Origin of the sequence: Salmonella sp. SAL00672 (assembly GCF_046552175.1) — a bacterium.
In the GTDB taxonomy this organism is placed as follows: domain Bacteria; phylum Pseudomonadota; class Gammaproteobacteria; order Enterobacterales; family Enterobacteriaceae; genus Salmonella; species Salmonella enterica.
Genome location: NZ_JBGDUQ010000004.1, coordinates 263,123 through 285,188, shown reverse-complemented (window position 1 = coordinate 285,188; position 22,066 = coordinate 263,123). Strand labels below are relative to the sequence as shown.

25 protein-coding genes are annotated in these 22,066 nt (G+C 54.7%); 6 read left to right on the top strand and 19 right to left on the bottom strand.

Features of this window, described 5'->3' with window-relative positions; translation table 11 throughout:
* Window positions 1-38: 38 nt before the first annotated feature.
* Window positions 39-1,781 carry a gamma-glutamyltransferase gene (ggt, locus tag ACLJTG_RS13885; protein WP_023241047.1) on the bottom strand — a complete coding sequence of 581 codons (1,743 nt, stop codon included), beginning with the start codon at window positions 1,779-1,781 and terminating at the stop codon, window positions 39-41.
* A 125-nt stretch (window positions 1,782-1,906) separates the two neighbouring features.
* Between ggt and ACLJTG_RS13880 the strand changes: the two genes are divergently transcribed.
* On the top strand, window positions 1,907-2,323 hold the full coding sequence (locus tag ACLJTG_RS13880; RefSeq protein WP_000826041.1) for a DUF2756 family protein: 417 nt from the start codon (window positions 1,907-1,909) through the stop codon (window positions 2,321-2,323).
* A 28-nt stretch (window positions 2,324-2,351) separates the two neighbouring features.
* On the opposite strand, the gene ugpQ is transcribed toward ACLJTG_RS13880, so the two are convergent.
* The 12 genes from ugpQ to livK all read right to left on the bottom strand — a co-directional run bounded on the left by ugpQ (window position 2,352) and on the right by livK (window position 13,136).
* Window positions 2,352-3,092, bottom strand: a complete 741-nt coding sequence (gene ugpQ / locus ACLJTG_RS13875; RefSeq protein WP_000073542.1) for a glycerophosphodiester phosphodiesterase — start codon at window positions 3,090-3,092, stop codon at window positions 2,352-2,354.
* Entirely contained in the window at window positions 3,089-4,159 is a 1,071-nt protein-coding gene (locus ACLJTG_RS13870) for a sn-glycerol-3-phosphate import ATP-binding protein UgpC (protein ID WP_000907842.1), read from the bottom strand. Before ACLJTG_RS13870 ends, ugpQ begins: the two co-directional genes overlap by 4 nt.
* A 2-nt stretch (window positions 4,160-4,161) precedes the next feature.
* Window positions 4,162-5,007 (bottom strand): sn-glycerol-3-phosphate ABC transporter permease UgpE, encoded by an 846-nt coding sequence (gene ugpE / locus ACLJTG_RS13865; RefSeq protein ID WP_000572196.1) that lies wholly within the window; start codon window positions 5,005-5,007, stop codon window positions 4,162-4,164.
* The gene (gene ugpA / locus ACLJTG_RS13860) at window positions 5,004-5,891 is read right to left on the bottom strand and encodes a sn-glycerol-3-phosphate ABC transporter permease UgpA (RefSeq protein WP_000099303.1); all 888 of its coding nucleotides are present in this window, start codon (window positions 5,889-5,891) and stop codon (window positions 5,004-5,006) included. The genes ugpE and ugpA overlap by 4 nt, the downstream gene beginning before the upstream one ends.
* Window positions 5,892-5,995: 104 nt before the next feature.
* On the bottom strand, window positions 5,996-7,312 hold the full coding sequence (gene ugpB, locus ACLJTG_RS13855) for a sn-glycerol-3-phosphate ABC transporter substrate-binding protein UgpB (protein ID WP_000624747.1): 1,317 nt from the start codon (window positions 7,310-7,312) through the stop codon (window positions 5,996-5,998).
* Window positions 7,313-7,570: 258 nt separating this feature from the next.
* Window positions 7,571-7,939, bottom strand: a complete 369-nt coding sequence (locus tag ACLJTG_RS13850) for a type II toxin-antitoxin system death-on-curing family toxin (protein WP_000174963.1) — start codon at window positions 7,937-7,939, stop codon at window positions 7,571-7,573.
* Window positions 7,936-8,157 (bottom strand): type II toxin-antitoxin system Phd/YefM family antitoxin, encoded by a 222-nt coding sequence (locus ACLJTG_RS13845; protein WP_001520924.1) that lies wholly within the window; start codon window positions 8,155-8,157, stop codon window positions 7,936-7,938. The genes ACLJTG_RS13850 and ACLJTG_RS13845 overlap by 4 nt, the downstream gene beginning before the upstream one ends.
* A gap of 130 nt (window positions 8,158-8,287) precedes the next feature.
* Window positions 8,288-9,001 carry a high-affinity branched-chain amino acid ABC transporter ATP-binding protein LivF gene (livF, locus tag ACLJTG_RS13840; RefSeq protein ID WP_000416114.1) on the bottom strand — a complete coding sequence of 238 codons (714 nt, stop codon included), beginning with the start codon at window positions 8,999-9,001 and terminating at the stop codon, window positions 8,288-8,290.
* 1 nt (window position 9,002) lies between these two features.
* Entirely contained in the window at window positions 9,003-9,770 is a 768-nt protein-coding gene (gene livG / locus ACLJTG_RS13835; protein WP_410959008.1) for a high-affinity branched-chain amino acid ABC transporter ATP-binding protein LivG, read from the bottom strand.
* The gene (gene livM / locus ACLJTG_RS13830; RefSeq protein WP_000803764.1) at window positions 9,767-11,044 is read right to left on the bottom strand and encodes a branched chain amino acid ABC transporter permease LivM; all 1,278 of its coding nucleotides are present in this window, start codon (window positions 11,042-11,044) and stop codon (window positions 9,767-9,769) included. The genes livG and livM overlap by 4 nt, the downstream gene beginning before the upstream one ends.
* Window positions 11,041-11,967 carry a high-affinity branched-chain amino acid ABC transporter permease LivH gene (gene livH / locus ACLJTG_RS13825; RefSeq protein ID WP_000003007.1) on the bottom strand — a complete coding sequence of 309 codons (927 nt, stop codon included), beginning with the start codon at window positions 11,965-11,967 and terminating at the stop codon, window positions 11,041-11,043. The genes livM and livH overlap by 4 nt, the downstream gene beginning before the upstream one ends.
* A gap of 59 nt (window positions 11,968-12,026) precedes the next feature.
* Window positions 12,027-13,136: a high-affinity branched-chain amino acid ABC transporter substrate-binding protein LivK gene (gene livK, locus ACLJTG_RS13820; protein ID WP_000822976.1), complete on the bottom strand. Its 1,110-nt coding sequence runs from the start codon at window positions 13,134-13,136 to the stop codon at window positions 12,027-12,029.
* A gap of 421 nt (window positions 13,137-13,557) precedes the next feature.
* Here livK and panM point away from each other — a divergent pair, with 421 nt between their 5' ends.
* Window positions 13,558-13,941 carry an aspartate 1-decarboxylase autocleavage activator PanM gene (panM, locus tag ACLJTG_RS13815; RefSeq protein ID WP_000778873.1) on the top strand — a complete coding sequence of 128 codons (384 nt, stop codon included), beginning with the start codon at window positions 13,558-13,560 and terminating at the stop codon, window positions 13,939-13,941.
* Window positions 13,919-14,053, top strand: a complete 135-nt coding sequence (locus ACLJTG_RS13810; RefSeq protein WP_001517957.1) for a hypothetical protein — start codon at window positions 13,919-13,921, stop codon at window positions 14,051-14,053. Before panM ends, ACLJTG_RS13810 begins: the two co-directional genes overlap by 23 nt.
* An 83-nt stretch (window positions 14,054-14,136) precedes the next feature.
* Here the strand turns inward: ACLJTG_RS13810 and livJ are convergent, their stop codons facing one another.
* From livJ to ftsY, 5 genes are all read right to left on the bottom strand, one after another.
* Window positions 14,137-15,240 carry a branched chain amino acid ABC transporter substrate-binding protein LivJ gene (livJ, locus tag ACLJTG_RS13805; RefSeq protein ID WP_001528146.1) on the bottom strand — a complete coding sequence of 368 codons (1,104 nt, stop codon included), beginning with the start codon at window positions 15,238-15,240 and terminating at the stop codon, window positions 14,137-14,139.
* A gap of 321 nt (window positions 15,241-15,561) precedes the next feature.
* Complete coding sequence (rpoH, locus tag ACLJTG_RS13800) at window positions 15,562-16,416, bottom strand: RNA polymerase sigma factor RpoH (RefSeq protein ID WP_000159621.1); 855 nt, start codon at window positions 16,414-16,416, stop codon at window positions 15,562-15,564.
* A gap of 245 nt (window positions 16,417-16,661) precedes the next feature.
* Entirely contained in the window at window positions 16,662-17,717 is a 1,056-nt protein-coding gene (gene ftsX, locus ACLJTG_RS13795; protein ID WP_001081707.1) for a permease-like cell division protein FtsX, read from the bottom strand.
* Window positions 17,710-18,378: a cell division ATP-binding protein FtsE gene (gene ftsE / locus ACLJTG_RS13790; protein WP_000617729.1), complete on the bottom strand. Its 669-nt coding sequence runs from the start codon at window positions 18,376-18,378 to the stop codon at window positions 17,710-17,712. Before ftsE ends, ftsX begins: the two co-directional genes overlap by 8 nt.
* 2 nt (window positions 18,379-18,380) lie before the next feature.
* On the bottom strand, window positions 18,381-19,856 hold the full coding sequence (gene ftsY, locus ACLJTG_RS13785) for a signal recognition particle-docking protein FtsY (protein ID WP_001118690.1): 1,476 nt from the start codon (window positions 19,854-19,856) through the stop codon (window positions 18,381-18,383).
* A gap of 125 nt (window positions 19,857-19,981) precedes the next feature.
* Here ftsY and rsmD point away from each other — a divergent pair, with 125 nt between their 5' ends.
* Both rsmD and ACLJTG_RS13775 read left to right on the top strand, forming a co-directional pair.
* Window positions 19,982-20,578 (top strand): 16S rRNA (guanine(966)-N(2))-methyltransferase, encoded by a 597-nt coding sequence (gene rsmD / locus ACLJTG_RS13780; RefSeq protein WP_000743275.1) that lies wholly within the window; start codon window positions 19,982-19,984, stop codon window positions 20,576-20,578.
* On the top strand, window positions 20,568-20,837 hold the full coding sequence (locus tag ACLJTG_RS13775) for a DUF1145 family protein (protein WP_017465330.1): 270 nt from the start codon (window positions 20,568-20,570) through the stop codon (window positions 20,835-20,837). Before rsmD ends, ACLJTG_RS13775 begins: the two co-directional genes overlap by 11 nt.
* Window positions 20,838-20,858: 21 nt before the next feature.
* Here ACLJTG_RS13775 and ACLJTG_RS13770 read toward each other — a convergent pair whose 3' ends face one another.
* Window positions 20,859-21,230 (bottom strand): DUF2500 domain-containing protein, encoded by a 372-nt coding sequence (locus ACLJTG_RS13770; protein ID WP_000042852.1) that lies wholly within the window; start codon window positions 21,228-21,230, stop codon window positions 20,859-20,861.
* 141 nt (window positions 21,231-21,371) lie between these two features.
* Here ACLJTG_RS13770 and ACLJTG_RS13765 point away from each other — a divergent pair, with 141 nt between their 5' ends.
* Window positions 21,372-21,998: a lysoplasmalogenase gene (locus tag ACLJTG_RS13765; protein WP_000964735.1), complete on the top strand. Its 627-nt coding sequence runs from the start codon at window positions 21,372-21,374 to the stop codon at window positions 21,996-21,998.
* The last annotated feature ends 68 nt before the right edge of the window (window positions 21,999-22,066 follow it).

Here is a 22,066-nt window from a genome sequence, read left to right as displayed (position 1 = left end):
AATAGCCCGGTGTCTGACACCGGGCCTGGAATTAAAAATCAGTATCCCGCCGTTAAATCATCCACCGAACGCGGGTCGGAAGCGCCATACAGTTCACCATCCGGTCCAACCATAATACTTTGGGTGCTGCCCATCGCTTCTTTCAGCGCCACTTTCTGCCCTTTCTGTTCCAGCAACTTCAGCGTATCGGGACTGAAGCCCTTTTCTACCCGCAGTTCGTCCGGCAACCATTGATGATGGAAACGCGGCGCGTTGGTCGCTTCGGCGACGTTCATGCCAAAATCAATGCTGTTCACTACCATTTGCAGCACGGTAGTGATGATTCGACTCCCGCCAGGACTGCCGGTCACCAGCCAGGTTTTGCCATCTTTTACCACAATAGTGGGCGACATCGACGACAGCGGACGCTTCTTCGGACCGACCGCGTTAGCATCGCCGCCCACCAGGCCATAAACATTAGGTACACCGGGTTTAGCAGAAAAATCATCCATTTGATTATTCAGCAGAATACCGGTATTTCCCGCCACAATTCCTGTGCCGAAGGTGGTGTTCAGGGTATAGGTCACCGCCACGGCATTGCCGTCTTTATCCACCACCGAGAAGTGGGTGGTCTGGTTGCTTTCATACGGGGCGAGCTTGCCCGGTTTTATCTGGCTGGAAGGTTTGGCCTTGTTGATATCAATTTGATCGGCCAGCGTTTTCGCATAGGCTTTGTGGGTCAGCGCCTGCCACGGCACTTTCACAAAGTCCGGATCGCCCAGATACTCTGAGCGGTCAGCGTAGGCGTATTTTTCCGCTTCCGCCATGATTTGCATGGCATCGGCGCTGCCAAAGCCGTACTTCTTCATGTCGAAATTTTCAAGAATATTAAGGATCTGTACGATGTGAATACCGCCCGAGGATGGCGGCGGCATGGAGAAGACCTGATACCCGCGATAGTCACCGCTGATTGGCGTACGCTCAACGGCTTTATAGCTGGCTAAATCCTCTTTGATCATCAGACCGCCGTTCTTGTGCATTTCTCCGGCAATCTGGTCAGCAATCGCCCCTTTATAAAACGCATCCGGGCCGTTTTCGGCAATCATTTCCAGGCTTTTCGCCAGATTCTTCTGGACCAGCTTATCGCCTTTTTTCAGCGGCTCGCCGTCTTTCCAGAAAATGGCTTTGCTGTTCTCATGGTTGGGGATCACTTCGCTGCCGTAAGTTTTTAAGTCGTCGGCCAGCGCATCGTTAACCACAAAACCCTCTTCCGCCAGCTTCATCGCCGGACGCACCACTTTATTCAGCGGCATCGTGCCGTATTTCTCCAGCGCCAGCGAGAACCCCGCCACGGTGCCAGGCGTACCGGATGCCAGATGCGACGTCAGCGACTTTTTCGCATCGGCGTTACCCTGATCGTCGAGGAACATATCACGGGTCGCGGCAGCAGGCGCCATTTCACGAAAATCAATCGCCGTAGTGTTACCGTCTTTGGTGCGCAGCAGCATAAATCCCCCGCCGCCCAGATTCCCGGCTTGCGGATGCGTGACAGCCAGCGCATAGCCCACGGCGACGGCGGCATCCACGGCATTACCGCCCTGCTTTAAGATATCCACGCCAACCTGCGTCGCCATTGCATCCACGGACGCCACCATCCCTTGCGTCGCCCGCACAGGATGAAAGACATCTTCTTCAACACCATAGGAGACTGGCGGCGCGACGGGAGGATTGGCCACCGCGCTAAACGTCCCCCCGGCCAGCAGAGCGGCGATCGCCACCCAGCGCATAAACGTTGGTTTCATCGTTGTTTTTCTCCAGATCAATGGGTGTATGTCCCGTTTAATCCTGGTCCACAACGCTTAAAAAATCATCATCATGGCGAAATAGAGGTACACTTAAAAAGAGGCCTCATCGGGAGGAGACGACAATGAAACGCTTACTACTTATTACGGCTTTGTTACCCTTTGCTGTATTGGCCCAGCCAATTAACACTATGAATAATCCTAATCAGCCAGGTTATCAGATTCCCAGCCAGCAGCGTATGCAGACGCAGATGCAAACGCAGCAGATTCAGCAGCAGGGTATGTTGAAACAACAGATGCAAACGCAGGCGCGCAGCCAGCAGCAAAATCTACAGTCGCAGTTGAATGCCAATACGCAGCGGGTTCAGCAGGGACAGCCGGGCAACGGTATGCTCGGTCAGCAAACGCTGCCCAATACGCAGGGCGGAATGCTCAGCGGCAGCGGAAATCCGGACCGGATGCTAAACCATTCCCAGCCAATGTTGCAGCAGGACAGCGGGACGCCGCAGCCTGACATCCCGCTGAAAACCATCAGCCCTTAAAACTGACAGCCCTTAAAACTGACAGCCCTTAAAACTGAAAGTGAGGGCCGATGTCATCAATACGATCGGTGCAGATACAATCCACGCCCCAGCGCAGCAGCTCTGCCGCCCGCTGGGGCTGATTGACGGTATACACCAGAATCCGCAGACCCGCGGCCTTAATCTCTTGCACTCGCGTCTCATCGAGTAATTTATGGTTGAGATGGAGGGAAACACAGCCCAGACGGGTCGTCAGTTCACGCCAGTCTTCACGCCATTTATCCAGCAGTAACCCGCGCGGCAGTTCAGGTGCTGCCGCCTGCGCCGCTTCCAGCGCCTCTATCTCAAAGGAAGAGAGCAGCGGCGGCGTCATCCCGGCCCACAGTTCGCGGGCGGCCAACGCCACGACGCGTCCTGTTAGCCTTTCGCTCCCCGTTGTCGGTTTGATCTCAATATTCGCCATCATGCCGTGTTTACGGCAGCGCTCCGCCACCTGCGAGAGCAACGGCAGCGGCTCGCCTTTAAATTCGCCGCTAAACCAACCGCCAGCGTCCACACGCAATAAATCCTGCCAGTTCAACTCGCCCGCCACGCCCCAACCGTTGCTGGTGCGCTCCAGGTTATCGTCATGCAGCAGGAAAATTTCGCCGTCTTTCGACAGCTTGGCATCAAACTCAATCATGGTGTGCCCGTATCGCGCGCCCACGTCAATCGCCGCCAGAGTGTTTTCCGGCGCCAGTTTACCGCCGCCGCGATGGGCGACAATGTGGGGATAAGGCCAGTTACTCATACACGTTGTCCTGTTTCGCCATCAAAAAGATGTCGCTGATGTTCCGGCAGATGCAGCCATAGCGTACTGCCCGCCGCCGGGCGCTGCTGATGCGCCAACCGCACCACCAGTTTCTGATCGCCCCAGCGCCCATGCGCCAGATTATCCGCGCCCAGAATCTCCAGCGTATCTACCGTTAGCGGCACGCCGCCTTCCGCCTGCGAGCTTAACGCAATATGCTCCGGTCGGATACCCAGCGTCATTTTACGTCCGGCATGACCCCGATAGCCCGCACCTATCGGTAACGCCAGACCGCCAGGCAATTCGAAACGGTCGCCGGAAGCGCTGATAACGCCATCCAACAGGTTCATCGCCGGGCTGCCGATAAAGCTCGCCACGAAGCGACTGGCCGGTTTTTCATATACCTCTACCGGCGTGCCAATCTGTTCTGCGACGCCTTTATTCATCACCATCACCCGCTGGGCCAGCGTCATCGCCTCTACCTGATCGTGAGTAACATAGAGCGAGGTGGTACGAAGACGACGATGCAGATGTTGTAACTCCAGACGCATCTGCACGCGCAGCTTGGCGTCGAGGTTAGAGAGCGGTTCGTCGAATAAAAAGACTGCCGGCTCGCGGACGATCGCGCGCCCCATTGCCACGCGCTGCCGTTGACCGCCGGAAAGCTCGCGTGGACGGCGTTTAAGCAGGCCGTCCAGCTCCAGAATGCGCGCCGCCTCCCGCACACGTTCTTCAATATGCGCTTTGCTCATACCGCGAATTTTTAGTCCCCACGCCATGTTCTCCTCTACGCTCATATGGGGATAGAGAGCATAGTTCTGAAATACCATCGCGATGCCGCGATCTTTGGGCTCCATCTCGGTGACCCGTTTGCGATCAATCCAGATATCGCCGCTGGTCACGCGTTCCAGACCGGCCACCATCCGCAACAACGTTGATTTGCCGCAGCCGGACGGCCCGACCATCACGATAAATTCGCCATCCGCCACGTCCAGCGTCAGCGGTTGAATGACCTGGGTTTTGCCGTCCCAGCTTTTGGTTACTGCCTGTAGTTTTAAACCAGCCATTTTTATTTCTCACTGTCCACTAAACCACGCACAAACGCCCGTTGCATGGCTAAAACGATGACAACCGGGGGAATAAGGGTCAGCAGCATTGCCGCCATCACCTGGTTCCATTGCGTGGTACCTTCGCCAGTGGCGATCATCCCTTTGATACCCGCTACGGCAGTGCCAAGATTCACGTCGGTGATAATCAACAGCGGCCACAGATACTGGTTCCAGCCGTAGATAAAGGTGATGACGAATAACGCCGCCAGGTTGGTTTTTGACAGCGGCAACACGATGTCGCGGAAAAAGCGCATCGGCGACGCGCCGTCAATACGGGCCGCCTCCACCAGTTCATCCGGAAGCGTCATAAAGAACTGACGAAACAGGAAAGTGGCGGTAGCGGACGCCATCAGCGGTAGCGTCAGACCGGCATAGCTGTCGAGCATTTTCAGGTTGGCGATCACTTCCACCGTCGGGAAGATACGCACTTCAACCGGCAACATCAGGGTGATAAAAATCATCCAGAAGAACAGGTTACGCAGGGGAAAACGAAACCAGACGATGGCGAATGCGGAAAGCATAGATACCGTGATTTTGCCTACCGTAATGCTGAACGCCATAATGAAACTGTTAAGCATCATCAGCCAGAATGGCGCGCTATTAACACCGACGCCGTTGACCCAAATAGTTTTGATATTCTCCAGTAACTGCGTGCCGGGAAGCAGCGTCATCGGCGTCTCAAACACCGCGCGGTCATCCAACGTCGCCGCGACAAACGCGACATACAGCGGAAACAAAATGACCGCGATCCCCAGAATCAGCATGGTATGGCTGAATATTGTCAGCCCGCGACGATTCTCTATCATTGGTAACGCACCTTACTTTCCACATAGCGGAACTGCACCACCGTCAGAATGATGACGAGGAACATCAACACCACCGACTGCGCGGCGGACGCCGAGAGATCCAGGCCGGTAAACCCTTCGCGATAAATCTTATAAATCAGCGTCGTGGTGGCTTGTACCGGCCCGCCGGCGGTCGCGGCGTCGATCACCGGGAAGGTGTCGAAAAAGGCATACACCAGGTTGACCACCAGCAGGAAGAAACTGACCGGCGCAATAAGCGGCAAAGAAAGCCGGAAGAAACGACGAATCGGCCCGGCGCCGTCAATGGCCGCCGCTTCCACCAGCGAGCGGGGAATGGATTGCAGCGCGGCAAAGAAGAATAAAAAGTTGTAACTAATCTGCTTCCAGACTGACGCAAATACCACCAGGAACATCGCCTGACCGCTGTTTTGCGCGTGGTTCCAGTCATAGCCGAATTCGCCGAGGAAATGGGTGATTAATCCCCGCCCCGGGTTAAACAGGAAAATCCACAATACGGCGGCGACGGCGGGCGCGACGGCATAAGGCAGCAGCATCAGCGTCTGATAAAAACGGCTGCCGCGCACCACGTAATCCACCAGGGCGGCGAAAAACAGCGAGACCAGCAGGCCGCTAAACGTGACCAGCGCGCTGAATTTAATCGTCGTCCAGAAGGCGTCGAGATAATAACTGTCGTGAAAAAGCGCGACGAAATTCTCCAGCCCGACAAATTGGCTGGAAAAACCAAACGGATCGACGCTTTGCAGCGAATACCACAGCGCTTCGCCCGCAGGCCAGATAAAGAAAATAACGGTGATAACCAACTGCGGAGCAACCAGTAAATACGGCAGCCAGCGCGAGCGGAACACCGGACGGGATGATGACATGAAGATTCTTTTCCTGGAAGGTGCCGGATGGCGGTGCAAGCACCTTATCCGGCCTACAAACGCTGTAGGCCGGATAAGCGCAGCGCCATCAGGCACTTATACACTTAAGATTTGCTCGCTTTCTCAAAACGACGCAGTAACTGATTCCCGCGATCCACCGCGGTATCCAACGCCTGTTGTGGGGTTTTCTTCCCGGTCCAGACGCTTTCCAGCTCTTCGTCCACGATGGTACGAATCTGCGGCATATTGCCCAGACGCAAGCCTTTGGTGAAGGGTAACGGCGGCTTATTCAACATCTGGCGAGTGGCGATATCCGCACCGGGGTTTTTATCGTAATAACCCTGCTCACGGGTCAGCTCGTAGGCGGCGGTGGTAATCGGCAGGTAGCCGGTTTTTTGATGCCATTCAGCAGCGTTTTCCGGTTTTGCCAGGAAGTCGAGGAATTTGGCGACGCCGGTATAGGTTTCTTTATCTTTACCCTGCATGACCCATAGGCTGGCTCCGCCGATAATGGCGTTTTGCGGCGCGCCCTTGATATCAGCGTCGTACGGCATCATACCCACGCCATAGTTAAATTTGGCATACTGGCGGATATTGGCGAGCGAACCGGAGGACGCGGTTGTCATCGCGCAGTCACCGTTATAAAACTTCTCGGTAGACTCGTCCTTACGCCCAACATAGCTAAAATCGCCTTTTTTATTCATCTCTTCCAGCAGCGCGATATGTTTCACCTGCTCTGGCTTATTAAACTCCAGCACCGCATCTGTACCGTCAAAACCATTGTTTTTACTGGCGAAGGGGAGACCGTTCCAGGCGCTGAAGTTTTCCAGTTGGATCCAACCTTGCCAACCGCTGGCGTAACCGCATTTCATGCCTGCCGCTCTCAGTTTCGCGGTATAGTCAGCCAGCTCCTGCCAGGTTTTCGGCGGCTGTTCCGGATCTAAACCGGCTTTCTTAAAGGCGTCTTTGTTGTAGTACAGTACCGGCGTGGAGCTGTTAAAGGGCTGGGAGAGCAGATGCCCGCTTTTAGCATCGGTGTAGTAGCCTGCAACGGTTGGTACAAACTGGGACTCGTCAAAGTTAATACCGGCGTCTTTAAACACTTCATAAACCGGCTTAATGGCTTTCGAGGCCATCATGGTCGCTGTCCCAACCTCATAAACCTGCAATATTGCCGGCGCGTTGCCGGTACGGAATGCCGCGATCCCGGCGCTCAGGTTCTGTTCATAGTTCCCCTTATAGACCGGAACGATTTTGTAATCCGGATTGGCCTGGTTGAAACGTTGCGCCAGTGAATCAACTTCTTTGCCTAACTCCCCTTCCATTGAATGCCAGAATGGAATAGTGGTGACGGCCAACGCCTGACCCGTAAATGCCAGACTCAGCGCCAGTCCTAAAGCTGTATGTCGTAACGATATCATCGGTTATCTCTCTTTTTGTGCCGGGATGCGCGATATCACGCGTTTTATGTTCGCGGGGGTAACATGACATGCTCGAATGACAGAAAAATAACTTTTTTATTACAAAAAAAAGATAGTAAGGCGACAGAGAGATGGCAAGGCAGTGAAAGCGCCGGAAAAGAAAAGTGGGAGCTACGGCACGGATAGGTACGACATTATTCTCGGGGGCGGCGCACATGCCGTAACCCAACCAGGCGGAGCGTCGCCGGGATTAACGTCTCAGGCACGTAAGCGAACGGCAATTTGCTCCAGCGTAAGCCGCCCTGCCGCCGCATCGACTGTCATATCGACAAAATCCGGATTCGCAGCGAGTGAGATCCCGTTACGCTTTAAAAACAGCAGCGTAATAAATAAGGCGGTACGTTTGTTACCATCATTGAAGATATGCCCACGGGATATAGCGAGCAAATGCATTGCCGCCAGCAGCCACACGTCGGTCACCCCTTCATATTCGATTTGATTGAGTACCCGGTACATTAGCGCTTCCGCGCGGCCAGGATCAGGCATGCCTGTTACACCAGGCGTAACGCGGAGAAGCCTGTCGTGAAACTGAATTATCTCTTCCGCTGAGATAAGTTGTAGGGTCATTTATCCGCCAGCTCCCTGAGCTCATTGCCATGAACCGCCATAATGGCAGCAAACTCATCATCCATTCGCGCCGTCTGATAACGCTCAAACTCCTCGGCGCTGATGATCACTGCGGACTTATGCCCACGACGCGTGATGGTAACAGGCCCCCCCGTCACCGCACTTTCCAGGACTTCGGCCAGATTTTGCCGCGCTTCGCTATAGTTAACCGTACGCATAAACACCTCCCCAATTGTACATGTTTATTGTACAGCAAACACGTACAAAAAAAGAGCCATCAGGCTCTTTTGAAAAATTTTACCGTTGCCGTCACCGGGGGGCGGCGCACGCGCCTCCCCCTGGCACAGTCTAACCGCCCAGATAGGCGCTGCGCACCGCTTCGTTCGCCAGCAGCGCATCACCGGTATCGGATAGCACCACGTGGCCGTTTTCCAGCACATAACCGCGGTCGGCGAGCTTCAGCGCCTGGTTGGCGTTCTGCTCGACAAGGAAGATGGTCATACCCTGCTCGCGCAACTGCTCAATGGTGTCGAAGATCTGCTGGATGATGATCGGCGCCAGCCCCAGCGACGGTTCATCCAGCAGCAATAGCCTCGGCTGGCTCATCAGCGCGCGGCCAATCGCCAGCATCTGCTGTTCACCGCCGGACATGGTGCCCGCTCGCTGGATACGGCGCTCATGCAGGCGCGGAAACAGCTCGTACACCCACTTGATACGCTCCTGAAACCGATCGCGCTCGGCAAAAAAACCGCCCATCGCCAGGTTCTCTTCTACCGTCATCCGCGAGAAGACGCGCCGCCCTTCCGGCACTATCGCCACCGCTTCACGCATGATTTTCGCCGTCTGCCAGTCGGTGATGTCTTTACCGTCAAACACCACCCGTCCGCTGGAGGCGCGCGGATCGCCGCACAAGGTGCCAAGCAGCGTCGTTTTCCCCGCGCCGTTAGCGCCAATCAGGGTAACGATTTCCCCCTGGTTGATGTGCAGACTGACGTCGTGCAGCGCCTGAATCTTGCCGTAGTGGGCGCTGACTTTTTCAAACGTTAACATCGTTTTTTCCATCTTATGCCTCACCCAGATAAGCGCGGATGACGTCCGGGTTGTTGCGGATCTCTTCCGGCGTGCCGTTCGCCAGCGGCGTGCCCTGGTTCACCACGTAAATGCGATCGGAAATGCCCATCACCAGCTTCATATCGTGTTCAATCAGCAAGATAGTGGTGTTGTGATGGTTACGTAGTTCGGCAATCAGCTCATCCAGCTCTTTGGTCTCTTTCGGGTTAAGGCCGGCCGCCGGTTCGTCGAGCATCAGAATTTCTGGCTGCGTCACCATGCAGCGGGCAATCTCCAGCCGGCGCTGGTCGCCGTAGGCCAGATTACTGGCCTGGCGATTGGCATGTTCCAGCAGGCCAATACGCTCAAGCCAGGTCGCCGCGCGGTCCAGCGCTTCACTTTGCGCGCGGCGGAAAGCGGGCGTTTTCAACAGGCCGGAAAAGAGGCCCGTTTTCAATTGCTGGTGCTGCGCCACCAGCAGGTTTTCAATCACCGTCATTTCACGGAACAGACGCACATGCTGGAAAGTACGTACCACGCCCATGCGGGCGATCTGCTGGCCCGGCAACCCTTCCAGATGCCGCTTGCGCAACGTGATCGTACCGCCTGTCGGCTTATAAAAACCGGTCAGGCAGTTAAACACCGTCGTTTTACCCGCGCCGTTAGGGCCAATCAGCGACACAATTTCCCGCTCACGCAATTCCAGCGATACATTGTTGACCGCCAGCAAACCGCCAAAGCGCATCATCAGGCCGTTAACCGCTAATAATGTCTGACTCATGCCTGCTCTCCTTTCGCCTGACCACTTTTCAGCTTCAACTGCGGACGCGTCATCGGCAGCAATCCCTGCGGGCGCCAGATCATCATCAACACCATCAAACCGCCGAGCATCAACATGCTGTATTCGTTGAAATCGCGCATCAACTCGCGCGACACCACCAACAGAACCGCCGCCAGGATCACCGCAAACTGCGAGCCCATTCCGCCCAGCACCACAATCGCCAGCACGAAGGCGGATTCGGCGAAGGTGAAGGATTCCGGGCTGACAAAGCCCTGGCGGGCGGCAAACAACGTCCCGGCGAAACCGGCAAACGCGGCGCTGATAGTAAAAGCGGTCAGCTTGATGCGCGTCGGGCTTAAACCTAATGAGCGACAGGCGATCTCATCTTCACGCAACGCTTCCCACGCCCGGCCCAGCGGCATACGCAGCAGGCGGTTAATGACAAACAGCGACAGGACCACCAGCAACAGGGCCACCAGATAGAGGAAAATGACCCGGTCGGATGGGTCGTACTTCACGCCAAAGAAATTGCTGAAGGTATCCCAGCCGCCTTCTCGGGTGTTGCGGCTAAACTCCAGACCAAATAGCGTCGGTTTGGGGATCTGGCTGATACCGTTCGGGCCGCCGGTAATTTCCGTGTTGTTGAGCAGCAGGATACGGACGATTTCGCCGAAGCCGAGCGTCACAATCGCCAGATAGTCGCCGCGCAGACGCAGTACCGGGAAGCCGAGCAGGAAACCAGCAGCGGCGGAGACCAGTCCCGCCAGCGGCAGGCAGGTCCAGAAACCCAAACCATAATAGTGGTTGAGCAGCGCAAAGGTATAAGCGCCGATGGCGTAAAAGCCGCCGTAGCCCAATACCAGCAGACCGGACAGCCCCACCACCACGTTCAGCCCCAGACCGAGGATGATATAAATCATGGTCATGGTGGCGATATCGACGCTACCGCGCGACACCATAAACGGCCATGCCACGGCGATAACCAGCAGCGCCATCAGAAACAGCTTTTGCTTAACGGTAGAGCCATCGATCGCCGGCAGAATAAACTTCGGTCCGGAGACGTGCTTCACCGCTTTCTGGAACATCGGACGCAGCAACTGAAAGAAAAAAACCACTGCCGTACCGATAAAGATCCACTGCCAGCGGATGTCGGCGGCGGTATCCACCACCAGTTTGGTGCCGTCCAGCTCCAGTTGTACGCCCATGAAGACGCCAGCCAAAACGAAGAACATCGCCGCAGAGAACAGAGCCATCGCAATATGCATCGGTTTCATACTTTCTCTACCTCCGGACGCCCCAGGATACCGGTCGGCATCACCAGCAGTACCAGAATCAGCAGAGCGAACGACACGACATCTTTATATTCGGTACTTAAATATGCAGACGAGAGCGCTTCGGCGACGCCCAAAATCAGACCGCCGATCATCGCGCCCGGAATGCTGCCTATACCGCCCAGTACCGCTGCGGTGAACGCTTTCATCCCGGCCATAAAACCGATGTAGGGGTTAATTACGCCATAGAACTGACCGAGCAGTACGCCCGCCACTGCCGCCATTGCCGCGCCGATAACAAACGTTAGCGCAATAACGCGGTCGGTATTAATGCCGAGCAGGCTGGCCATTTTCAGATCCTCCGCGCAGGCGCGGCAGGCGCGGCCCATCCGGGAGTAGCGAATGAAAATGGTGAGCGCCAGCATAGCCAGAAAGGTGACTATCCAGATAACCGCCTGCATGGTGGTGATGGACGCGGAAAAGTTTTCGCTGCTGCCCACAATCCACTGGCCGTTAAACAGGCTGGGTAACGCCACGTCGCGCGAACCTTCCGTCAGGCTGACGTAGTTTTGCAGGAAGATGGACATCCCGATGGCGGAAATCAGGGCGATCAGGCGCTTGGAGTTGCGCACGGGCCGGTAAGCGACTCGCTCGATACTCCAGCCGTAGGCGCTGGCAATAATAATCGCGCCGATAAATCCAGCGGCCACCAGGAGCCAACTGGTGTCTATTCCCATCATCATTAGCGCGGCGATGATCATAAAAGAGACGTAGCTGCCGATCATATACACCTCGCCATGAGCGAAGTTGATCATGCCGATAATGCCGTACACCATCGTATAACCGATAGCAATCAGCGCGTAGGTGCTCCCCAGCGTGACGCCGTTAAACATCTGCTGCAAGAAATAGAGAAACTGCTCGGACATAAGGTAACCTTTTTAAACCCGCCCGGCGTGCGGGCGGTGGGATAACTTATCTTCTGGCATTACTTCGCGACGGTTGACGAGCCGTCGGCGTGCCACTGGAAGACGCCAAATTCAAATCCCTTAAGATCGCCTTTTTCATCCCATTTCAGCGGCCCAATAACGGTATCAGCCCCGTTAGCTTTAAGATCTTTCACCAGATCCAGCGGAGCATGGCTGGCGCTACGCGTCATTGCGGTCGCCAGCGACTGGACGGCGGCGTAGGTGATCCAGACATACGGACCGCTGGGATCTTTCTTGTCGGCTTTCAGCGCCTCGACAATCGCTTTATTCGCCGGGTCCTGGTCATAACGTTTTGGCATCGTCACCAACATGCCTTCCGCCGCACCGCCCGCAATATTGGACAGCGACGCGTTACCCACGCCTTCCGGCCCCATAAATTGCGTTTTCAGGCCATTAGCCCGCGCCTGGCGCAGCATCTGCCCCATTTCCGGGTAGTAGCCGCCGTAATACACAAAGTCGATATTCTCTTTTTGCAAGCGGGCAATCAGGGCGGAGAAATCTTTTTCACCGGCGGTAATACCATCAAAAAAGACAATATTGGCATTACCCTGCTTCAGGCCATCCTGCACGGAGCGCGCCAGTCCTTCGCCGTATTGCTGTTTATCGTGAATGATAGCGATGCGCTGCGGTTTCACCGTTTCCAGGATGTATTTCGCGGCCGTTGGCCCCTGGGAGGAGTCCAGGCCGGCGGTACGCATAATGTACTGATAGCCGCGCTGGGTCAGCTCCGGGTTAGTCGCCCCCGGGGAGATCATCAGAATACCTTCATCTTCATAGATATCGGATGCTGGCTGAGTAGAAGAAGAACACAAGTGACCAATAACGTACTGAATACCGTCGTTAACGATTTTGTTGGCCACCGCCACCGCCTGTTTTGGATCGCAGGCATCATCGTACTCTACGCCGACCAGCTTATCGCCTTTAATACCGCCTTTAGCGTTGATGTCTTTAATGGCCTGGCGCGCGCCGTTAAATTCCATATCGCCCCATTGCGCTACCGGGCCGGACATCGCCCCGACTATGGCGACTTTAATATCATCTGCCATTGCCCCCTGCGAGACTGCTAATGCAACAATCCCTGCGATTATTGTTTTCGCTTTCCGTTTCATGTGCCTGTATCCCCATTCGTGATGTTATATGTTTTGTTTTTTGCTGGTTAAAAAGCAGACTGTACTTTTTATAAATGGTGCGCTTTTTACTGACTCATTAATGAGTTAGCGCAGCATTTAAAGCATAATAAGATTAAAATCTCTATTTTTCAGTCTATTAAGAAAAGATAATATTCTGCTTTTCGCTATAGATAAACAAAAAAAAGCATGCTTGTCAGCATAAAATAACGGCATATTAAGCGGAATAATTCACTAGCATTCAGGGAATTATGCTGCCTGTTTTCCATTCTCTAATGCTTCAAACTGTAATTATCGTTGTTAAAAAATTAATAACCTGGTAAATGACACAAAAAAGAGAAAGCATCTGGCCTGCCTGTTTCGGTACACTGATCGCATCTTTTGAAATCGGGACAAGCCGTCGATGAAGCTGACCATTCTTCGTTTAGAACACTTTAGCGCTCAGGATCAGATCGATCTGGGCAAAATCTGGCCGGAATATTCCGCCTCCTCATTAAGCGTAGATGAAACGCACCGGATTTATGCCGCGCGGTTTAATGAGCGTTTGTTGGGCGCCGTAAGAGTGACGCTGAGCGGAACGCAGGGCGCGCTGGATTCCTTACGCGTGCGTGAAATCACCCGTCGCCGCGGCGTCGGGCAATACCTGGTAGAAGAAGTCATCCGCGATAATCCCAACGTCTCGTCGTGGTGGATGGCGGATGTCGGTGTTGAAGACCGCAGCGTGATGGCCGCGTTTATGCAGGCGTTAGGTTTTACCGCCCAGCATGACGGCTGGGAGAAGCGCTAAAAGAAAGCCGGATGGCGCTGACGCTTATCCGGCCTACATGCCGGGAGAAAAGATAAAAACCACCTCGCAATTTTCCAAGAATTTCGCGTTGCAGGCAGGCGGCAAGTTATGAAATCCCCGGGAGCTTACATAAGTAAGTGACCGGGGTTGAATAACGTAGCCAACGCACCTGCAGCGCGAAAGGCGCCAGGAAAATCACTTGGCGTCCGTCGCCGTACCATTCGCATGCCAGTCAAACACGCCGAACTCAAATCCTTTCAGATCGCCTTTCTCATCCCACGACAGCGGTCCCATTACGGTGTCGACCGTGGCGCCTTTCAGGTATTTGGCGATTTCCGCCGGATCGTCGGAGTGGTTCAGCCCCGCCTGCAACGATTGCAGCGCGGCGTAGGTGGTCCACACGAATGCGCCGCTAGGATCTTGTTTCTTGGCTTTGATGGCATCCACAATCGGTTTGTTCGCTGGCACCTGATCGTAGTTCTTCGGTTTGGTGACCAGTAAGCCTTCCGCCGACTCTCCGGCGATGTTAGACAGCGACACGTTCGCCACCCCTTCCGGCCCCATAAACTGGGTTTTCAGCCCTGCGGCGCGGGACTGGCGCAAAATCTGCCCCATTTCCGGGTGATAACCACCGTAGTAGACAAAGTCGATATTCTCTTTTTTCAGACGCGCTACCAGAGTGGAGAAATCTTTTTCGCCGGCGGTGATGCCGTCAAAGAATACGACGTTAACGCCGCCTTTCTTCAGACCGTCCTGCACCGCGCGCGCCAGCCCTTCGCCGTACTGCTGCTTATCGTGGATAATCGCGATGCGCTGCGGTTTTACCTTCTCCAGAATATACTTTGCCGCCGTTGGCCCCTGGTCAGAGTCCAGACCGGTGGTGCGCAAAATCAGGTTATAGCCGCGCGCGGTCAGCTCCGGCGCGGTCGCCGCCGGGGTTATCATCAGGATGCCTTCGTCTTCGTAGATATCAGACGCTGGCTGTGTGGAAGAGGAGCATAAGTGACCGATAACATACTTGATGCCGTCGTTCACCACTTTGTTAGCGACAGCTACCGCCTGTTTCGGGTCACAGGCGTCGTCATATTTCACCGCGACGAGCTTATCGCCTTTAATACCGCCTTTCGCATTGATATCGGCAATTGCCTGCTCCGCACCGGTAAATTCCTGGTCGCCATACTGCGCCACCGGACCGGACATCGCGCCGACAACCGCGACTTTAATGTCCTCTGCGAATGCCATATGGCTTAATGACAGGGCGATACATCCTGCCAATAACGTTTTACCCTTCATATTCATCCTGATAATCCCCATTATTCTGGTTGTTACGTGTGTTGTGGTGTTATTGTTCAGCACTTTATTTCGATTATTGGCTAGCTACCCGTGCTTTAGCAGCATACTCTGCTAAAACATACCCGATTTTTATTATTTTGGAATAGCTAAATTTACATCCAGATAACAGATTTGTGTCGGTGGGGGAGAGGAAGGGTCCGTAGGCCCGATAAGCGAAGCGCCATCGGGCAAACGTGTTGCCGGATGGCAGCGTAAACGCCTTATCCGGCCTACAAAAAACAAAACCCCCGAATTCACATTCGAGGGTTCATTGGCAATTCGCGAAGATTACGCTTCGATCGCAGCGCGAAGCTTTTTCATGGCGTTCTTTTCAAGCTGGCGCACACGCTCAGCGGAGACACCGTAACGATCGGCCAGCTCCTGCAACGTAGACTTATTGTCTTCGTCCAGCCAGCGAGCGCGGATAATATCCTGGCTACGCTCGTCGAGCCCCTGCATCGCGTCGGTCAGTCGGTTGGCGGCCTGCTCTTCCCAGTTATCGTCTTCAATGCCGTCGGCAAAGTTAGACGATTTATCCTGCAAATACAGTACCGGCGCCATTGGCTGGCTGTCGGACTCATCGTCCGAAGACATGTCAAACGTCATGTCCTGCGCCGCCATACGCGACTCCATCTCACGCACGTCTTTACTGGAAACACCCAGTTCGCGCGCCACCATTTCAACCTCATCCTGATTAAACCAGCCCAGACGCTGCTTGGTTTTACGCAGATTAAAGAACAGCTTACGCTGCGCTTTCGTGGTTGCGACTTTAACGATACGCCAGTTACGCAGCACGTATTCGTGAATTTCTGCTTTAATCCAGTGTACGGCGAAGGAGACCAGACGCACGCCTACTTCCGGGTTGAAACGACGTACGGCTTTCATCAGGCCGATGTTGCCTTCCTGGATCAAATCCGCCTGCGGCAGACCATAGCCCGCATAGTTACGAGCAATATGAACAACAAAGCGCAGGTGAGACAGGATCAGCGTTTTAGCTGCTTCCAGATCGCCCTGGTAATGCAGCCTTTCAGCCAATGCCCGCTCCTCGTCAGCCGATAACATCGGCCACGCGTTCGCCGCCCGGATATAAGATTCCAGGTTGCCAACAGGGGCTAAAGCTAAATTTTGCATTTCTTTGGTCATTCAAATCCTCTCAATCAGTATTGCCTGGCACCGTCAGCGAGCAACAACCGTGCCAAAGCCGATGAGCAACGAGAATATCACCCACTCTTTTATCAGACAGTGATTTTATCCACAAGTTCAATGTAACACTGTGCATAATTTGCACAAATCTTGTGACATAAAGATGACGCGCGGGGAAGAGACAACAGGGACTCTTTCCCTGCGAACGGAAGCCCATTGCAGGGAAAGATTATACCACGATTTTATCAATCGGGAGTAAAGTGACGTAAATGTTGCACCGTGGCCAGCCAGGCGGCGATCCAGCCAATCATGGAACAGACCAGCAGCAGCAACAGGCACTCATCGAACGATAAGCCATTGAGATCAAACTTCGTGCCGAAGACCTGCGCCACTTCAGTCACCGCCGATGATAAACGCATCACCAAAATTTCAGACAATATCAGTGAAAGAAACGCGCCGGAAAAACCGAGCAACGCGCCGCCATAGAGGAACGGACGCAGGATAAAGCCATCGGTCGCGCCAATCAGCTTTTGCACGTTAATGGTATCGCGACGGGCAAAAATGCTCAGGCGCACGCTGTTGCCGATAACGAGGAAGACCGCCGCGACCATCAGCACGCCGATCATCGCCGACACGCGGCCCACCAGCCCGGTGAGCGCCGCCAGACGCGCAAACCAGCTATCATCCATGCGGACTTCGTCAATGCCGTTAATCTGCGAGATACGGTCGCGCAGCGTATTAAGCGAGGCGGTACTCTGGAAGTCCAGCTTGGGGATCACCACCGCTACCGCCGGCAGCGGGTTCTCTTCCAGCATGTCCAGCGCGCCGCCAAAACCCGACCAGTTGCGGAATTCTCCCAGCGCGTCCTCACGGGACAGGTAGTTGACCTTCTCAACGCCCTGCTCGGCCTGAAGCTGCCCAACAACCCGCGCCGCCGCATCATCATCCAGCGTTTTTTGCAGATAAACAGTGATCTGCGGCGACGGATAATACTGAGTCGCCGCCTGGTTGACGTTCTTATAGACCATGTAACAGACGCTGGGCAGCGTCAGGGAGATGGCGATCACCATCACCGTCAGAAACGTCGCCAGCGGTTTGCTTTTCAGATCTTGCAGCGCGCCGTGCCAGGCATAGCGCACCTGTTCATTAAAGACATTTGTTTTACGTGAGTTCGGTTTCGGCGTCGGCTTCTGGCGTCCTGGCGCGTTGCGCCCGCCGCCTGTTCCGCCGCGAGACTTACGCAGTCGATCCAGCCGTCCGCCGAACTGCCTGATTTGGTTAATCGCGTCGCGCCTATTCATTGGCCAGGCCTCCATGCAGATGTCCATCGCTCAGGACGAGCTGCCTATAGGAACGACGGGAGATAAGTCCAATATCGTGCGTCGCCATCAGTACCGTCACCCCTACGCGGTTAAACTCTTCAAACAGACGTAAAATCCCTTCCGACAACGCGTCGTCCAGGTTCCCGGTCGGTTCATCCGCCAGCAATACCGCTGGCTTATTGACCACCGCGCGGGCGATGCCCACGCGCTGTTGTTCGCCTCCGGAGAGTTGAATCGGGAAGTTTCTCGCTTTGTCCAGTAGTCCAACCTTATCCAGCGCCGCCGACACACGACGACGGATATCATCGCCGCTGGCGCCAGCAATGATTAACGGTATCGCCACATTGTCATAGACCGTGCGATCCATCAGCAGATGGTGATCCTGGAAAATCATCCCAATCTGGCGGCGCAAAAACGGCACTTCGCGGTTTTTCAGGCGCGTAATATCATGCCCGCTGAAGAAGATTTTGCCGGCGCTGGGCCGCTCAATCCCACAGATTAGCTTCAGCAGGGTACTTTTCCCCGCGCCGGAGTGGCCGGTCAGAAACGCCATCTCGCCTGGCCGCATATGGAATGTCACTCCCTGCAGCGCTTGTCTCCCGCCGAGATAGGCCTTGCTGACATGTTCAAAGCGAATCATTGTTAATCCTCTCGGGCAAAAAGTGCCTCAATAAAATCGTCCGCCTTAAACGGACGCAAATCCTCGATACGTTCGCCCACGCCAATGTAACGGATAGGAATGCCAAACTGGTCAGCTACCGAGAAAATCACCCCGCCTTTCGCCGTACCGTCCAGCTTGGTCAGGGTAATACCGGTTAAGCCTACCGCTTCATGGAACAGTTTGGCCTGGCTTACCGCGTTCTGTCCGGTGCTGGCGTCAATGGTCAGCATAACTTCATGTGGCGCTTCTTCGTCCAGCTTTTTCATGACGCGAACGATTTTTTTCAGCTCTTCCATCAGGTGCGACTTGTTCTGCAGACGCCCTGCCGTATCGGCAATTAACACATCCACATTACGCGCCTTCGCGGCCTGGATAGCGTCAAAAATCACCGAGGCGGAGTCCGCGCCGGTATGCTGGGCGATAACCGGAATGTTGTTACGCTGTCCCCAGACCTGTAGCTGTTCGACCGCCGCCGCGCGGAAAGTATCCCCCGCCGCCAGCATCACTGATTTACCCTGCTGCTCAAACTGGCGCGCCAGTTTACCGATAGTGGTGGTTTTACCCACGCCGTTCACGCCAACCATCAGAATAACAAAAGGCGTTTTACCTTCAATATTAAGCGGTTCGTCTACCTTCGCCAGAATCTCGCCCATCTCGTCTTTCAACAGACCATACAGCGCCTCGGCATCTTTAAGCTGTTTGCGGCTGGCGCCTTCCGTCAGATTAGCGATAATCTTACGCGTGGTTTCTACCCCGACATCAGCGATGAGCAACTGCTCTTCCAGCTCCTCGAACAAATCATCGTCGATTTTCTTGCCGCGGAACAGACTGATAAATCCGGAACCGAGATTTTCTTTGGTTTTCAGCAGACTGCGTTTCAGGCGGGCAAAGAAACCTTCTTTAGTCGGTTTTTCCTGCTCCTGAACGATCGCTTCCACCGGCGCGTCTTCTTCCGCTGGCGGAACAACCATCACCGCCTCTTCCGCCGCCTGAGCGGCCAGCGCCTGCGCTTCCAGCTCTTCGTCGGTGAATTTCGCCGCGTTTTCACCCTCTTCTTCTACCGCGGTAATGACCTCTACGGTTTCCGCTTCGGCCTGCCACTCTTCCGGCGAGATAGCCTCGTCTTTGACCTCTTCCGGCAGCGGCAATTCCTCGCGTTCCACCGCGATCTGCGGCGCTGCCGTCTCAATGGCCGCCGCGGGCTCCGGCTCTACCGGCTGCGGTTTTTCGCTCTCCTGAACTTTCTCAGTAACGTCCACCACCTCTTCCGCAAAGGCTTCGGTTTCTGCTTTGCTGTGCGCGGGCGTTTGCGCGTCTACGTCTGCCGCCGTTTCAACAGGGGGCTCAACCGGTCGTTGTTCCTCAACAATCTGCTGTTCTTCGGTCTGTTCCTGCTTCTGCTCTTTATCACCGAAGCCCAACCAGGAAAAGAAGCCACGTTTTTTCTGTTTTGCCATCTGCGACTACACCCCTCGCGGCGCTATATACATGGAAGCTAAAAAAATGATGAAATAGTCTATCACTTAACTTAATTCACATCACCGCCTGGAATAACTTGCAACAGGCGGTTCGAGCAAGAGAAATGAAAAAACCGACTCACTCTGGCAGCGGCCAAATCCGCATTATTGGCGGGCAATGGCGTGGCCGTAAATTACCGGTTCCGGACAGCCCGGGTCTGCGTCCCACCACCGATCGCGTGCGCGAAACGTTATTTAACTGGCTGGCTCCGGTAATGGTAGACGCCCATTGTCTGGATTGCTTTGCCGGCAGCGGCGCGCTGGGTCTGGAAGCGCTATCGCGTTATGCGGCCCAGGCAACGTTACTGGAAATGGATCGCGCCGTATCGCAGCAGTTGCAAAAAAATCTGGCGACGCTGAAAGCCAACAATGCTCGCGTCGTCAATACCAATACTCTGGCCTTCCTCAGCCAGCCGGGGACGCCGCATCACGTCGTCTTTGTCGACCCGCCGTTTCGTAAAGGGCTGCTGGAAGAGACGTTACAATTGCTGGAAACCCAGGGATGGCTGGCCGACGACGCGCTAATCTACGTAGAAAGCGAGGTGGAAAACGGTCTGCCGCCCGTTCCGGCGAACTGGGCATTGTATCGAGAAAAGGTGGCCGGACAGGTCGCTTATCGTCTGTATCAGCGCGACGCGCAAGGAGAAAATGATGTTGATTAATCTGGGCCGCTTATTAATGCTCTTCGTGTGGGCATTTTTGATTCTTAATCTGGTGCATCCCTTCCCGCGCCCACTCAATATCTTCGTCAACGTGGCGTTGGTGTTCATGGCGCTGATGCACGGTATGCAACTGGCGCTGCTGAAATCAACGATACCGAAAGAGGGTCCGCAGATGACGACGGGAGAAAAAACCCGCATTTTCCTGTTCGGCGTGTTTGAGCTGCTGGTCTGGCAGAAGAAGTTTAAGAACAAAAAATAACGTTTGCTGCCGGATGACGGTTTATTCGTTATCCGGGGTACGGCTAACAAACCCGACGAACCGCGTTCCCTTATAGCTTAGCGTACCTTGATCGCCCACCGTCAAAGCGTGGTACTGCTGCGCTTGTAAACGGAACGTTTTTTCGAGACCGCCATTGAGCGGCTTAAAACTGGCCTCATAGCGCATACTGGTTCCCGCCGGGCTCACTTCCTGCTGGCGAGAGCGTCGGTCGTTAACCGGCTTCTCCCGTTTACTGCTGACCACGACCAGCTTTTGCTGTAACGGCGCCGCCTCATTAGCGGCTTTTTCCCGCCGTTGCTGAACGAAGCGGAACGACGCGGCAACTACGATTAATGCGATGATTATAATGAAGAAAAGCGGTGGCTTACTCATACTGTTAACCTGTCAGAAAATGCGGAAATAAGCATACCCTGCCCGTTATAGTGTTGTCATCTGACCGTCACGGCCTCTACACTGAATAATAGAGCCGCAAGCATACCGTTTGCGAAAAAATAACGAATTCAAGGAATTAAGATGCTTTGGTCGTTTATCGCTGTCTGCCTGTCCGCATGGCTGTATGTGGACGCCTCCTATCGCGGGCCAGCCTGGCAACGCTGGGTTTTTAAGCCCGTCACGTTATTACTGTTGCTGTTACTGGCCTGGCAAGCGCCGATGTTTGACGCCATCAGTTATCTTGTGTTGGCCGGACTGTGCGCCTCGCTGGTCGGCGATGCGTTAACGCTCTTGCCGCGTCAACGCCTGCTGTACGCCGTCGGGGCATTTTTCTTATCGCATCTGCTCTACACCATTTACTTTGCCAGCCAAATGACGTTGTCGTTCTTCTGGCCGCTGCCGCTGGCGTTACTGATAGTCGGCGCGTTGCTTATCGCCGTTATCTGGACGCGACTGGAGGAGCTACGCTGGCCGGTATGTACTTTTATCGCCATGACGCTGGTCATGGTCTGGCTGGCGGGCGAACTGTGGTTCTTCCGTCCAACGGCGCCAGCCCTTTCGGCCTTTACCGGCGCGACGCTGCTGTTTATCGGCAATATCGTCTGGCTGGGTAGCCATTACCGCCGCCGTTTCCGGGCGGATAACGCAATTGCCGCCGCCTGCTACTTTGCCGGACACTTCCTGATTGTTCGCTCGCTGTACCTGTAAATAATAGCGCTTGACTCTGGAGTCGACTCCAGAGTGTATCCTCCGGTTAATGAGAAAATTATCATCAA

Coding starts and splice junctions, on each gene's coding strand:
- ggt (WP_023241047.1), bottom strand. CDS start 1,781: ATGAAACCAACGTTTATGCGCTGGGTGGCGATCGCCGCTCTGCTGGCC.
- ACLJTG_RS13880 (WP_000826041.1), top strand. CDS start 1,907: ATGAAACGCTTACTACTTATTACGGCTTTGTTACCCTTTGCTGTATTG.
- ugpQ (WP_000073542.1), bottom strand. CDS start 3,092: ATGAGTAACTGGCCTTATCCCCACATTGTCGCCCATCGCGGCGGCGGT.
- ACLJTG_RS13870 (WP_000907842.1), bottom strand. CDS start 4,159: ATGGCTGGTTTAAAACTACAGGCAGTAACCAAAAGCTGGGACGGCAAA.
- ugpE (WP_000572196.1), bottom strand. CDS start 5,007: ATGATAGAGAATCGTCGCGGGCTGACAATATTCAGCCATACCATGCTG.
- ugpA (WP_000099303.1), bottom strand. CDS start 5,891: ATGTCATCATCCCGTCCGGTGTTCCGCTCGCGCTGGCTGCCGTATTTA.
- ugpB (WP_000624747.1), bottom strand. CDS start 7,312: ATGATATCGTTACGACATACAGCTTTAGGACTGGCGCTGAGTCTGGCA.
- ACLJTG_RS13850 (WP_000174963.1), bottom strand. CDS start 7,939: ATGACCCTACAACTTATCTCAGCGGAAGAGATAATTCAGTTTCACGAC.
- ACLJTG_RS13845 (WP_001520924.1), bottom strand. CDS start 8,157: ATGCGTACGGTTAACTATAGCGAAGCGCGGCAAAATCTGGCCGAAGTC.
- livF (WP_000416114.1), bottom strand. CDS start 9,001: ATGGAAAAAACGATGTTAACGTTTGAAAAAGTCAGCGCCCACTACGGC.
- livG (WP_410959008.1), bottom strand. CDS start 9,770: ATGAGTCAGACATTATTAGCGGTTAACGGCCTGATGATGCGCTTTGGC.
- livM (WP_000803764.1), bottom strand. CDS start 11,044: ATGAAACCGATGCATATTGCGATGGCTCTGTTCTCTGCGGCGATGTTC.
- livH (WP_000003007.1), bottom strand. CDS start 11,967: ATGTCCGAGCAGTTTCTCTATTTCTTGCAGCAGATGTTTAACGGCGTC.
- livK (WP_000822976.1), bottom strand. CDS start 13,136: ATGAAACGGAAAGCGAAAACAATAATCGCAGGGATTGTTGCATTAGCA.
- panM (WP_000778873.1), top strand. CDS start 13,558: ATGAAGCTGACCATTCTTCGTTTAGAACACTTTAGCGCTCAGGATCAG.
- ACLJTG_RS13810 (WP_001517957.1), top strand. CDS start 13,919: ATGACGGCTGGGAGAAGCGCTAAAAGAAAGCCGGATGGCGCTGACGCT.
- livJ (WP_001528146.1), bottom strand. CDS start 15,240: ATGAATATGAAGGGTAAAACGTTATTGGCAGGATGTATCGCCCTGTCA.
- rpoH (WP_000159621.1), bottom strand. CDS start 16,416: ATGACCAAAGAAATGCAAAATTTAGCTTTAGCCCCTGTTGGCAACCTG.
- ftsX (WP_001081707.1), bottom strand. CDS start 17,717: ATGAATAGGCGCGACGCGATTAACCAAATCAGGCAGTTCGGCGGACGG.
- ftsE (WP_000617729.1), bottom strand. CDS start 18,378: ATGATTCGCTTTGAACATGTCAGCAAGGCCTATCTCGGCGGGAGACAA.
- ftsY (WP_001118690.1), bottom strand. CDS start 19,856: ATGGCAAAACAGAAAAAACGTGGCTTCTTTTCCTGGTTGGGCTTCGGT.
- rsmD (WP_000743275.1), top strand. CDS start 19,982: ATGAAAAAACCGACTCACTCTGGCAGCGGCCAAATCCGCATTATTGGC.
- ACLJTG_RS13775 (WP_017465330.1), top strand. CDS start 20,568: ATGTTGATTAATCTGGGCCGCTTATTAATGCTCTTCGTGTGGGCATTT.
- ACLJTG_RS13770 (WP_000042852.1), bottom strand. CDS start 21,230: ATGAGTAAGCCACCGCTTTTCTTCATTATAATCATCGCATTAATCGTA.
- ACLJTG_RS13765 (WP_000964735.1), top strand. CDS start 21,372: ATGCTTTGGTCGTTTATCGCTGTCTGCCTGTCCGCATGGCTGTATGTG.